The following is a 12,535-nucleotide window of genomic DNA, read 5'->3' as shown; positions in this document are numbered from 1 at the left end:
CGGCCGCGCGGGAGATCAGACGGTGAAACGGCCCCCGTTGCTCAGCAGCACCGCGCCCACGACGTTGGACGCCTGGTCCGAGGCGAGGTAGCAGATGCTCTCCGAGAGCTGTTCCGCCGTGGCGTAGCCGAACGCGCTGCCCTCGTTCATGCGCCTGCGGACCGACTCCGGTGTGCGGGCGGCCATGGCGGTGTCCACCGGGCCCGGGGCCACGGTGTTCACCCGGATGCCGAAGTGGATGACCTCCTTGGCGACGGACTGGCTCAGGGCGTGGACCGCCGCCTTGGAGGAGGCGTAGTGCGGGTAGCCGACGAGGGTGTCGAACGCGGCGGAGGAGCCGACCGTGACGATCGCTCCCCCGCCGCCGCCCCGCATGGCGCGGACGGCCTCGCGGAGGATGTGGAAGGTGCCGTCGAGGTTGACGGCGTGAATCCGCCGCCACGCGGAGTCCTCGAGCCGGGACAGCACGTCGACCGGCTCCCCCTTCTCGGCGGCCTCGTAGATGTGCCCCTTGGCCACGGGGTCGTCGATCCCGGCCGCGTGGACCACCACGTCGACCCGCCCGTCCGCGCCCACGATCGCCTCGAACAGCGCACGGACCGCGTCGGGGTCGGCCACGTCGACGCCGTGCGCGGTCCCCCCGACCTCCGCGGCGACCGCCCCCGCCGCCCCCGCCGCGAGGTCCACCACGTGGACCCGCCGGGCCCCCTCCGCCGCCAGCTGCCTCGCGACGGCGGCGCCGATGCCCGAGGCCGCCCCGGTCACCACGGCGACCTTTCCCTCGAACCTGCTCGTGTGTGCGGTGGTCATGATGTCTGTCCTCTTCTGGTCGGTTGACTCGGTGGTGCGCTGACGGTGCCGGGACCGGGGATCACATGGTCACCACGAGGCGGCCGGTGACCCGACCCTCGCGGAGCCTGTCGATGCCCTCGGCCACCCGGTCGAAGGTCAGGTGTTCGACGACCGGGACGATCCGCCCGGCGTCCAGGTAGCGGTAGACGGCCTCGATGTCGGCCTTGGTGCCCCCGGAGGAGCCCCGGATGATCGCCTTGGCGTGGATGACGTCCGCGGTGACGAGCTCCGTGGTGTGGGCCCCCATCCCGATCATCACCACGGTCCCGCCCACCCGGATCGCGCGGACGGCCGCCTGCGCGGTGGCGGCGAATCCGGCGAAGTCGATCACGGAGTCCAGGTCCGCGCCGGCCAGTTCCGCGGCGTCGGCGACCACCCTCGTGACGCCGAGCCCCTCGCCCAGCCGGCGCGCGTCGGGGCTGGGATCGGCCGCGTGCACCTCGGCGCCCAGGAGCACCGCGATCCTCGCGCCGATCTGGCCCAGCCCACCGAGGCCGATGATCCCCACCCGGTCGCCGGCCCCGACCCCCGCCACCACGGCGACACCGTGGTGCGAGGTCATCCCCGCATCGGTCCCCAGCGCCCCCAGCTCGTAGGACAGCCCGTCGGGCAGCGGGACCAGGTCGGCGGCCGGCGCCACGTGGAACGCGGCGTAGCCCCCGTCGCGGCCGTACCCGGGCACCGTCACCCCGAGCGGGTGCACGCCGCAGCGGTCTCCCACCGACACCCCGGTGACCCCGGTGCCGAGCGAGACGACCTCGCCGGCGATCTCGTGCCCCAGCGTGATGGGGCACCGGTGGATGTTCTCCGCCCACGAGGGCTCGTCGAGCTCCCCGACGTCCGAGTGGCACATCCCGGCCGCGCGGACCCTCAGGAGCACCTCCCCCGGGCCGGGGGCCGGCACCGGGACGGTCGCCAGGGTCAGCGGGCGTCCCGTCCCCGTCCACTGCCATGCCTGCATCTCTGCGGGCGTAGAGCCTTTGATCATGGTCATCCTCGTCTCGTCTCGCCGACCGCGCCGCGGTCAGATCTCCGCACCGACCCGGTAGCCCTCGGCGATCGCGTGGCTGATCCGGCGCGGGGCCAGGCAGTCCCCGATCACGCTGACGTCGTCGCGGCGCCCGAGCGCCCTGGCCAACCCGTCGACCGCCGCGCGGGGCCGGTGCCACACCACGAGGTCCGCGTCCAGGGCGGTCGCCTCGCCGCCGAACACGGGCTGGAGGCCGCCCACCTCGTCGTCGTCGGACAGGGGCAACGCCAGCCCCGTGGCCACGTGGAACCGCGCGCCCGCGGAGCCCAACCGGCCGAGCAGCGGCCCCACGCTCTCGGCGGGGAGCCCCGAGGCCAGGGCGGGGAGGGGGGGCACCCCCCTGGGGTCCCACCCGCGCGCCCCCAGCGCCCCCGCGGCGCCGGAGGCGGGCCAGAAGCCGTCGCTCTCGTCGTAGACCACGGCGCGCCCCGGCGCGTCGGGGACGCGCCCGGTGAGGACGTCGTCGACGGTGACGACGGCGGGTCCGCGCCCGCTCCCCCGCACCGGGTCGGGGCGGGAGCCGGTGGCGACGACGACGTGGTCGGCCGCGTCGACGAGCTCGGCCAGATCGTCCCGCCCGATCTCCGCTCCCAGGTTGACGTCCACCCCGAGGCGACGCATCTCCCCGGAGAGGTAGTCGACGACGTCGATGATCGTGGCCCGGTGGGGGGACCGCGCGGCCACGCGGACCGCACCGCCCAGCTCGGCCGCGGCCTCGAACACGGTCACCCGGTGACCCCGGCCGGCGGCGACGCGCGCGGCCTCCAGCCCGGCGGGCCCGCCGCCGATCACGTAGACGTCCTTGATCGTGTCCGCGCGGACCCCGACGCCCGGGAGCCGGCCGCGGCCGATCTCGGCGTTGACCGCGCAGTGCAGGTGCGGATCGAAGGCGCGGCAGTCCTGGTTGATCCCCAGGCAGCCGCGGACCTCGCCCAGCCGCCCCTCGGCCGATTTGTTCGGCAGCTCCGGGTCGGCCAGCAGGGCCCGGGCCATGCCCACCAGATCGGCCTTGCCGCTCTTGACGATGTGGTCGGCGGTGGCGGCGTCGCGGATGCGCTGCCCCACGAGCACCGGGAGGCCGGTCTCGGCGCGGACCCGGGCGGCCGAGTCGACCGCGACCGCGTCCGGGTGCGTGGCGTCCTTGACGTACTTGCCGCGGGTGCCGTGGGTGATGCTGAAGTAGTCGATCGCGCCGGAGGCGGCCAGGTGACGCGCGATCCGGACGCAGTCCTCGATCCCCATCCCGCCGGGGATCTCCTCCTCGCCGCTGAGCCGCACGCCCAGGACCATGCCCTCGGGCATCGCCTCCCGCATGGCCGCCACCACCTCGTCGAGGAAACGCATGCGGGCGGCGAAGGGTCCGCCGTAGGCGTCGGTCCGCAGGTTGGTCAGCTCCGACATGAACTGGGCCGGCAGGTAGCCGTGCGCGGCGTGGATCTCGGCGCCGTCGTACCCCGCCCGGGCGAGGTTGGCCGCGGACACCCGCCAGCCCTCGACGATGTCGGCGATCTCCTCGACCGACAACTCGTGCGGCGGGTAGGCGTCGCGCGCGGTCTTGAGTGGGGAGGGCGCGGTGGGCGGGGAGTCGGATTCGCCGCCGATGAACTCCCTACCCAGGTGGCACAGCTGACCGATGATCTTGGCGCCGTGCCGGTGGACCGCCGCCGCCTTCTCGGTCAGCGCGGGGACCACCTCGTCGATGTACGCCTCGACGAGCTTGCGGGACCGGAGCGTGGTCGAGGGGTGGACGACGGTCGCCCCGCCCACGATGAGCCCCACCCCGCCGGCGGCGAGCCGCTCGAAGTGCTCCTGGTCGCCGTGCGTCGGGACGCCGTCCGTCGCCATGCTCGTCCCCGCCGGGAGAGCGACCAGACGGTTCCGCAGGGTGAGCGGGCCGAGCGAGAAGGGGGAGAACGCGTGGGGGAACTCGGTGGTCACGGGGGCCTCTTCGTGTGGTCGGCGGGGTCGGGGACGACGGGGCGGGCTCAGCCGCCGGAGGCGGCGTCGCCTGCCCGCAGGCCGAACACCAGCGCCGGGGCCAGTCCGCCGGCGTAGGCCCGGCGGTAGACCCCGCCGGTGTCCGAGCCCGCGGCGAGCAGGCCGGGGATCGCCGTGCCGTCGGCGCGCAGGACGGACGTGTCGGCCGAGATCCGGATCCCCACCAGCGGGAACGTCACGGCCGGGGAGGTCTCGATGATGTAGTACGGCCCGCGATCGAGCGGGGTGAAATCGTACTCCCGCGGCGGGACGACCTTCTGACCCGCCGCGTTGACCTGGCGGATCCCCTCGGCGATCGCGGCGCCGTCGTAGCCCCACTCCTCGGGGAGGTACTCGAACTCCTCGAGCGTCTCGGCGAGTCCGCACCGGCCGCCGCGCCTGGACGCCTCGGTGTACTTGTCGATCGCGACCGCACCCTCGACGTAGGAGCCGCAGATCCAGTCGCGGTACACCCGCTCGTCCGCCACCAGCAGCCCGCGGGCCTCGGGCTGCTCCATGAGCGCCATCGCGGTGAGGTGGTCGCCCTGGGTCTCGTCGACGAAGCGCTCGCCGTGGAGGTTGAACAGCAGCGCGTGCTCGGAGTAGTAGAGGGAGATCCCGACGAAGTCCGCCGAGTCGCGGAACGGGATCCCCGCCGGGATGAGGTGACCGTAGAAGCCCGCGTCGGGGAAGCCGATCGCGGCGTCGACCGACTCCGCCAGCGCCAGTCCGCCACCGTCGCTGTTCGGGTTGGACCGGAGCGGGAAACCCGAGGCGAGGGGGTGCAGGTGCCTCTCGACCAGCTCCGCGTTGGCCTGGAATCCGCCGGTGGCCAGCAGGACGGTGCGCGCCCGCACGTTGCGGGTCCCGCCGTCGGGGAAGCGGACGGTGGCACCGATCACGGCGCCGTCCTCGGTGAGAAGCCCCTGCACGTGCGCCCCGGTGTGGACGGTGTTGCCGGCCGCCTTGATCTCGCGCGCGCAGGCGTCGAGGTACTGGTTGGTGTCGAAGGCGTGTCCGATGCCGTACCGCAGGACCGGGACGCCGTCGGCGCACTCCACTCCGCGACCCCGGATCCAGTCCAGGCCGGCGGCGAAGTCGTCCACCACGGCGTTGCGCAGGGACTCCTCCCCGTGGGGGTTGATCTCCGCCATGATCTGCCGGGTGGGTGCGGTCCAGGCGTACCCCGCGAACCGCGCGGACCCGCCGATCTCGGTGTCCTTCTCCACGACGGCCACGCGGGCCCCGCGATCGGCGGCGCGGGCGGCGGCGGTCAGCCCGGCCATGCCGGCTCCGATGACCAGAAGATCGAGGTCGTTCTCCACTGGGGCTCCTGAGGGTTCGGCTGCTGTGACGCACCCCACCTTACACCCTACTTGAAGTCAGTTCACCTATTTTTCGGGATCCTGCGCCGCGCCCGGCGCGAGACCTCCGCGCCGTCGGCGGCCACCCTCGGACCCGTGACGGAGCCGGCCAGGGACGCCACCCGTCGACGCAGCAGGGTCTCCGGGACGGTGAGCCTGTCCCGTTCCTGTTCGCCGAACTCCTCGACGCTGTCCACCCGGTAGGTCTCGATGAACAGGTCGGGTTCCCCCGCGGGGTTCTCCAGCCGCCAGTCGCGGCCACCGAGCCGGAGGCGGGAACTGCGCAGGCGGCGGATCGCCGTCCTGAACTCCTGCCGCCGGCCCTCCGGCACGCGGTACTCATACCGGATGAGCACGGGGCCGGTCCCCACGTCACCGGCCACCTCCGCCACGGCGTCCGGCCCCGACCCGCTCACCGGCCCGCCTGGACCGGAGACCAGGACGGGCTCGATCCCCGATTCGGCCCCGAGGCCGACGAACAGCAGTGACGCGCAGCTGAGCAGCATCAACCCAGCGGCCACCAGCAGCGCGGCCTGGAGACCCGCGAAGTCGGACACGACCCCCCACAGGAGCGAGCCGACCGCCTGGGTCCCCTGGAACATCAGGAGGATGAACGCGATGAGTCGCGGCCGGACCCAGTCGGGGAAGAACTGGTGCCCCATCGACATCCAGGTGCTCTGCACGCTCACCCACGCCGCGCCGGCCAGGAGCATGGCGACCGCGACCACGGCCGCCGAGGTCGAGAGCGCCAGGACCGCCAGGGCCGCGGCGTAGACGAACGCGCCACACGCCGCGAACACGGTCACCCTAAGGCGTCGGCGAATCCCGCCGAACCCCACCACCGCCACGACCGCACCGGCGCCGATCAGCGCCATGAGGGCCCCGAACCCGTCCGCGCCCATCCCCAGCCGGTCGTGCACCGCCAGGGAGATGAGCGCCCAGAGCGCGCTGGACGGGATGCCGAAGAGGAAGAGCTGGAACAGCAGACGCGTGGTCCACGGGGAGTTGGCCACGAACCTCACCGCCCCGGAGATCTCGGGCATGATCGCCCGCCTCGGGGCCGTCCGGTCCGGAGATCGCCGCTCCATCCACCAGAGGGTGAGCGCGCAGCCGACGGACAGGACGGCGACCGCCCCGAACGCCCACTCCGCGCCGGCGAATCCCAGGCCGAAGCCCGCCAGGAGCGGGCCGAGCGACCGCGCGAGATTGAACACCGCGCCGTCGACGAGGGCGGCGGTGGGGATCGCCCGGCGGTCCACCGTCTCGGGCAGGAGCGACTGCCAGGAGACCCCCACCACCACGAGGGCGGTGCCGACCAGCACGACGGACAGGATCATCGGGAGCGCGTCGTCGGCCCCCGTCACCGTCAGGACGGTCGCGGCCAGTGCGGCCAGGCCGGACGTGGTGGTGGCCAGCGCCATCATCTTTTTGCGGGAGGCGTAGCCCGCGACCACCCCGACCGGGAGCGAGAGCACGAGGAACGGCACCGCCATGGCGGCGGGGGCGAGCGAGATCACGGACGCCGACTCGCCGCGTTCGGTGAGCACCCACTGGACGGAGACGACGTGGATCCACACGGCCACCGCGTTGGCGAGCTGGACCCCCAGCAGCGCCCGGAACGCCCGCTCGCCCCGGAGCGAGGGCGGCCGCGGCCGGTCCGCGCCCGCCCTCACCAGCTGTCCCAGTGGATGAACTCCTCGGCCGGCGGCCGCCACGCGGGACGGAAGGAGGTGCCCGTGTAATGGGCGACCGGGATCATGCAGACCTGTTCCACCAGGGCGGGATCGATTCCGACGATCTCGGCGACCTCGTCCTCCCGGCCGAGGGTCATCCCGGTCCAACATGTGCCCAGGCCCCGCAACCGCGCGGCGAGCATGAAGTTCCACACCGTCGGGTACACGGTCGCCAGGCGGTGCTTGGCGGTCAGGACGTCACCCTCGGCCAGCCGGGGGGTGAGGCACGGGATGACGATCACCGGCACCCGGGACATGACGACGGCGAGGTGTTCGGCCGAGTCCCGGGTCCTCCTGCTCTGCCGCGCATGGCGGGGGTCCTCGTCGACCCGGTTGTACAGCCCGGTCTCACTGGCCCGGTAGAAGCCGTCGAACTCCTCGCGGTAGATCCGACCGAGGCGTTCGATGCGGCCCGGGTCCCGCACGATCACGAACTCGGTGCGCATGAGGTTGGAGCCCTGCGGCGCCTGGAGCGCGTCGGCGACGCACTCCTCCAGCAGCCGGGGGTCCACCTCGCGCTCGAGATCGAGCCGCCGCCGCACCGCCCGGGTGGTGGTGATCAGGTCGTGCGCGCTGAGGTGGTCCGGCGCCGTGACGGCCGAGCGATCGGAGCTGGTCACCCCTAGACCCCGACGAGGTCCGCGATGGCCCGCCGGGCCAGGCGCGCGCCGCCGAACGCCCCCTCGTCCCCGAGGGCGCGGCGCAGATAGAAGTGGGCGGAGTGTTCCCAGGTGAAGCCGATGCCGCCGTGCAGCTGGATGGCCTCGTACGCGCTGCGGGTCACCGCGTCCGAGCAGACCGACGATGCGACCGCCACCGCGAGCTCGACGTCGGTGGCGCGGTCCTCGTCGAGGACGGCGAGGGCGTACATCGCCGCGGAGCGGGCCCGCTCACGGTCGACCAGCATGTCCGCGAGGCGGTGCTTGATCGCCTGGAAGGAGCCGATGGAGCGGCCGAACTGGTGGCGCTGGTTGACGTAGGCGACGGTGTCGTCCAGAAGCCTCCCGGCGATCCCCGCGTGTTCGGCCGCGAGGGCCGCGCGCGTGATCAACTGCAGCCGGCCCAGCACGTCGGCGAACCGCTCGCCCCCCACGACGACCTGCGCGGGCGCCGCCTGGAGCCGGAGGTCCGCGCGACGCCGGGTGAGGTCGACGACCTCCCGCGGTGACCGGGACGCCCTGTCCAGGTCCACGACGACGAGCACCCGCTCGCCGCCGGCGTCCGCGACCACGACGAGGTGATCGACCGACCGACCCCAGAGGACGCCCTCGACGATCCCGTCCACGACGGGTCCGCTGCCGCCCGCGACCAGGGTGACCTCGCCCTCGAGCGCCACCCCGACCGTCCGGGTGCCGTCCATGACCCCGGCGAGGAGGTCCGCCACGGCGTCGGCGTCGTCGGCCAGGACCAGCGCCTGGCAGCCCACCACGGCGCTGGCGAGGACCGGCTCGGGCAGCAGCGCCGCACCGGTCTCCTCGAGCACCACGCCCAGGTCGGCGAAGCCGAAGCCGTGTCCACCGAGCTCCTCGGGAACGGCGAGCGCCGCGACCTGCAGCTCCTCGTTGAGCGTGCGCCACCTCGCGTCCGAATACCCGAGCTCGGTCGCGACCGACTCGCGGATCGCCTCGTGATGACCGTGCCGGGCCACGAACTGGGCGACCACCGCGCGCAGTTCCTCGCGTTCGGGGGTGGGCAGGATGATGGACGGGTCGGCCTCGGGTCGTGCCGTCCGTGGCTGCTGGGTCATGCGGCGTCCTCTCCTCCACACTGAACCTGAGTTGAGTTCAATTCGATCAATCACAACACAGTGAGGCTGATCACGCAAGGTCTTGAAGTACCACGCCATTTTGAACTAAGTTCGATTCATGACACCGCACGATTCCGCCCTCGCCGACTCCGCCCTCGTCTCGTACTACGCCCGGGTCGACTCCGGCGACCTCGACTCCGGGCTCGCACTCCTGGCCCCGGACGTCTCCTTCGCGATCCTGCTGCCTGGCTCCGCCGTCCGCGGCACCGACCGCGAGGGCGTCCGCCGCTACCTGGAGGGCCGGGGACCGGTCGACCGCCGCCACGTCCCCACGCACGCCACCCGCACGGGCGAGCTCGAGTTCGTCTACGGCGCCGTGGTGGAGGACGGGGTCAAGATCACCGGGCACTTCCTCGCCTCCGCCCGGATCGACCGCGACGGGCTCATCGCCGGCTACCAGGTCGCGTTCGATCCGGAACTCGGCCTGGCCTCCCCCACCCTCGACTGAGACGGAGCACCCCGCATGTCCACCGACACCCCGCTGCTGCACGCCTGGTTCGAGATCATGGACTCGGACGACCCCGACCGCGTCCTGGACCACATCACGGAGGACTTCCAGCTCTCCATCCAGTTCTCACGCGGCGAGACCGCCGCCGAGTTCCACGGGGACCGCGCCGGGCTCGAGGTCTACCTCGAGCAGCGCGAGAAGAGCGTCCTCACGCATCACATCCTCAGCGGTGCCCGCATCGGGGACACCGAGCTGTGCCTGGGCGAGACCCGCCGCGACGGCGAGTTCGAGGCCAGCTTCAACGCGAGCGCGCAGCTCGCGGGGGACGACCTGGTCCGGCGGCTGCTCATCTGCCGCACGCCGAGGATCCGGTTCACCGACTGATCCACCACCGGGACGACCCCCCCGCGGCGCGCGCCGCGGGGGGGTCGTCTCGGTGGTGCCGGGAACGCTCGCTCAGCCGAGGATGCGCCACTCCTCGAGGCCCTCGTACAGGGGCATGGCCGCGGCCAGCGCCGACACGCGCTCGCGCAGGGCGGCCACGTCGGCGTCGCCGCCCGCGGCCAGCGCGGTGCCGATGATGTCCGCGACCTCGCGGAACTCCTCCGCACCGAAGCCGCGGGTGGCCAGGGCCGGGGTGCCGATCCGCAGGCCCGAGGTGACCATCGGCGGCCGCGGGTCGAACGGCACCGCGTTGCGGTTGACCGTGATGCCCACCTCGTGGAGCAGGTCCTCGGCCTGCTGGCCGTCGAGCTCGGACGCGCGCAGGTCGACCAGCACCAGGTGCACGTCGGTCCCGCCGGTGAGCACGGAGACCCCGGCGTCCCGGCAGTCCTGGGCGGTGAGCCGCTCGGCGAGGATCTTGGCGCCCTCGATGGTGCGCTGCTGACGCTCGCGGAACTGCTCGGTGCCGGCGATCTTCATGGCGGTGGCCTTGGCGGCGATCGCGTGCATGAGCGGCCCACCCTGCTGGCCGGGGAACACGGCGGAGTTGAGCTTCTTGAACAGCTCGAGGTCGTTCGTGAGGATCATGCCCGAGCGCGGCCCGCCCAGGGTCTTGTGGACCGTGGTGGAGACCACGTCGGCGTGCGGCACCGGGCTCGGGTGCAGGCCCGCGGCCACCAGGCCGGCGAAGTGCGCCATGTCCACCCAGAGCCTGGCCCCCACCTCGTCGGCGATCGACCGGAACGCCGCGAAGTCCAGCGTGCGCGGGTACGCCGACCACCCGGCGATGATCACGTCCGGCTTCTCCGCCAGCGCCATCTCGCGGACGGTCTCCATGTTGACCTGCATGGTCTCCGGGTCGACCTCGTAGGCGGCGACCTCGTAGAGCTTGCCCGAGAAGTTGAGCGCCATGCCGTGCGTCAGGTGACCGCCGTGGGCCAGGGACAGTCCCATGATCTTGGAGCCCGGATCCGCCAGCGCCATGAGCACCGCGGCGTTGGCCTGGGCGCCAGCGTGGGGCTGGACGTTGGCGTACTTGGCGCCGAACACCTCCTTGGCGCGCTCCCGCGCGAGGTTCTCCACCACGTCCACGTGCTCGCACCCGCCGTAGTACCGGCGGCCCGGGTAGCCCTCCGCGTACTTGTTGGTCAGGACGGAGCCCTGGGCCTGCAGCACCGAGCGCGGCACGAAGTTCTCGGAGGCGATCATCTCCAGCGTGTCGCGCTGACGCGCCAACTCACCGGCCATCGCCTCGGCCACCTCGGGATCCAGCTCTGCCAGGGAGGCGGAGAACACGTCGGTGTTCGGGTCGGTCATCGCTGTAGCTCCTCGCGCGTGGGCGTTCACTCGTCTCCGACAGTCTAGTGGTAGCCACCTGGACACCCCTCCCCCGTCGTCACCTGACACAATCAGCAACCGTGAGCAGACATGCCGGCGACTACACGCCGTACGTGGAGTTCGACCGCCGGAGTTGGCGGCGGCTGCGGCGCGCCATGCCCATGGTGCTCACCGAGCAGGACCTCGAGGGGCTGAGAGGCCTCGGCGAGCACCTGGACCTCGACGAGATCGCGGAGATCTACCTGCCCCTCAGCCGGCTCATCCACCTGCAGGTCACGGCCCGGCAGCGGCTGTTCCAGTCCACCAACATCTTCCTGGGCGAGAAGGTGGACGCCCCCATGCCGTTCGTCATCGGCGTGGCCGGGTCGGTCGCGGTGGGCAAGTCCACCTCCGCCCGCGTGCTGCGCGCGCTGCTGACCAGGTGGGACTCGCATCCCCGCGTGGATCTGCTCACCACCGACGGCTTCCTCTACCCCAACCGGGAGCTTCAGCGGCGCCAGATCATGCACCGCAAGGGCTACCCCGAGTCCTACGACCGGCGGGCGCTGCTGCGGTTCGTCACCGAGGTCAAGTCCGGCGCCCCGGTCGTCCACGCGCCGGTGTACTCGCACACCAAGTACGACATCGTCCCCGACGAGTTCATCGAGGTCACCCGGCCCGACATCCTCATCGTCGAGGGCCTCAACGTCCTGCAGACCGGGCCGCGCCTGATGGTGTCGGACCTGTTCGACTTCTCGCTCTACGTGGACGCGCGGATCGAGGACATCGAGAAGTGGTACGTCGAGCGGTTCCTCGAGCTGCGGAACACGTCGTTCTCCAATCCGAACTCTCACTTCGCGCACTACGCCGACCTGTCCGATCAGGCGGCCAGGTTGGCGGCGCGCGAGATCTGGAGTTCGATCAACCGACCCAACCTGGTGGAGAACATCCTGCCCACCCGGCCGCGCGCGACGCTGGTGCTGCGTAAGAACTCCGACCACTCCATCCAGCGGCTCCGCCTGCGCAAGATCTGACGACCGCAGGGCACCGCCCTTTCCGTTCGCCGATCCCGTCCAACCGCCTGTCCCCCGCCACCGTGACCCCATCAGGGGTCTCCGCACCTCGGGCCGCGACCTGGCACCGAGCCACAACCCTTGACAATGTGTCCGGAGTCACTATCGTGAACCGAAGTGGGTTCAATTCAAGCCCCCTTCAACGCACTAGCGAGAGGCTCGGTAGTGAACACTACAGATGTCGAGAGCGCCGTCCGCAAGATGTCAGACCGACAAGAGATCGAGGACGTCCTCATCCGCTACGCGGAGAGCCTTGACGCACGCGACTGGGAGGGCTTGAGGACGTGCTTCATGGCTGATGCGGTCGCAGATTACGGCGCGCTCAGTGGAGGCGGAGGTCGCAACGAGGGCATCGAGGAGATCGTGACCACCTGTCGCACCGCGTTGACAGGTCTTGACGCGAGCCAGCACCTGTTGGGGAACTTCCGGATTCAGACCGCCGACGACCGAGCGAGCGCCCGCTGCGCCATGCATGCGCAGCACTTCATGG

Annotated in this window: 12 protein-coding genes; 4 read left to right on the top strand and 8 right to left on the bottom strand. The window is 72.0% G+C overall.

Going from position 1 to position 12,535, the window contains the following annotated elements; all coding sequences use genetic code 11:
- Nucleotides 1–15: 15 nt before the first annotated feature.
- From Q0444_RS09995 to Q0444_RS09965, 7 genes are all read right to left on the bottom strand, one after another.
- Entirely contained in the window at nt 16–810 is a 795-nt protein-coding gene (locus tag Q0444_RS09995) for an SDR family NAD(P)-dependent oxidoreductase (protein WP_299023158.1), read from the bottom strand.
- 61 nt (nt 811–871) lie between these two features.
- Complete coding sequence (locus Q0444_RS09990) at nt 872–1,846, bottom strand: alcohol dehydrogenase catalytic domain-containing protein (protein WP_299023157.1); 975 nt, start codon at nt 1,844–1,846, stop codon at nt 872–874.
- Nucleotides 1,847–1,876: 30 nt separating this feature from the next.
- Nucleotides 1,877–3,820: an FAD-dependent oxidoreductase gene (locus Q0444_RS09985; RefSeq protein ID WP_299023156.1), complete on the bottom strand. Its 1,944-nt coding sequence runs from the start codon at nt 3,818–3,820 to the stop codon at nt 1,877–1,879.
- A 47-nt stretch (nt 3,821–3,867) separates the two neighbouring features.
- Nucleotides 3,868–5,184 (bottom strand): FAD-dependent oxidoreductase, encoded by a 1,317-nt coding sequence (locus Q0444_RS09980; protein WP_299023155.1) that lies wholly within the window; start codon nt 5,182–5,184, stop codon nt 3,868–3,870.
- A 62-nt stretch (nt 5,185–5,246) separates the two neighbouring features.
- Nucleotides 5,247–6,896, bottom strand: a complete 1,650-nt coding sequence (locus tag Q0444_RS09975; RefSeq protein ID WP_299023154.1) for an MFS transporter — start codon at nt 6,894–6,896, stop codon at nt 5,247–5,249.
- On the bottom strand, nt 6,893–7,576 hold the full coding sequence (locus Q0444_RS09970) for a nitroreductase family protein (protein WP_299023153.1): 684 nt from the start codon (nt 7,574–7,576) through the stop codon (nt 6,893–6,895). The genes Q0444_RS09975 and Q0444_RS09970 overlap by 4 nt, the downstream gene beginning before the upstream one ends.
- Before the next feature lie 2 nt (nt 7,577–7,578).
- Complete coding sequence (locus Q0444_RS09965; RefSeq protein WP_299023152.1) at nt 7,579–8,703, bottom strand: acyl-CoA dehydrogenase family protein; 1,125 nt, start codon at nt 8,701–8,703, stop codon at nt 7,579–7,581.
- Nucleotides 8,704–8,821: 118 nt separating this feature from the next.
- On the opposite strand from Q0444_RS09965, the gene Q0444_RS09960 reads away from it, so the two are divergent.
- Both Q0444_RS09960 and Q0444_RS09955 read left to right on the top strand, forming a co-directional pair.
- Nucleotides 8,822–9,211, top strand: a complete 390-nt coding sequence (locus Q0444_RS09960; protein WP_299023151.1) for a nuclear transport factor 2 family protein — start codon at nt 8,822–8,824, stop codon at nt 9,209–9,211.
- Between the two features lie 15 nt (nt 9,212–9,226).
- Nucleotides 9,227–9,595: a hypothetical protein gene (locus tag Q0444_RS09955; protein ID WP_299023150.1), complete on the top strand. Its 369-nt coding sequence runs from the start codon at nt 9,227–9,229 to the stop codon at nt 9,593–9,595.
- Nucleotides 9,596–9,667: 72 nt separating this feature from the next.
- Here Q0444_RS09955 and glyA read toward each other — a convergent pair whose 3' ends face one another.
- Nucleotides 9,668–10,972: a serine hydroxymethyltransferase gene (gene glyA / locus Q0444_RS09950; RefSeq protein ID WP_299023149.1), complete on the bottom strand. Its 1,305-nt coding sequence runs from the start codon at nt 10,970–10,972 to the stop codon at nt 9,668–9,670.
- A 101-nt stretch (nt 10,973–11,073) separates the two neighbouring features.
- Between glyA and coaA the strand changes: the two genes are divergently transcribed.
- Together coaA and Q0444_RS09940 are read left to right on the top strand one after the other, a co-directional pair.
- Entirely contained in the window at nt 11,074–12,006 is a 933-nt protein-coding gene (gene coaA / locus Q0444_RS09945) for a type I pantothenate kinase (protein ID WP_299023148.1), read from the top strand.
- Nucleotides 12,007–12,210: 204 nt separating this feature from the next.
- On the top strand, nt 12,211–12,535 hold a 325-nt coding region (locus Q0444_RS09940), incomplete at its 3' end, for a nuclear transport factor 2 family protein (protein WP_299023147.1).

The organism is uncultured Dietzia sp., from assembly GCF_937873725.1.
In the GTDB taxonomy this organism is placed as follows: domain Bacteria; phylum Actinomycetota; class Actinomycetes; order Mycobacteriales; family Mycobacteriaceae; genus Dietzia.
This window is presented reverse-complemented; position numbering and strand designations above follow the sequence as displayed.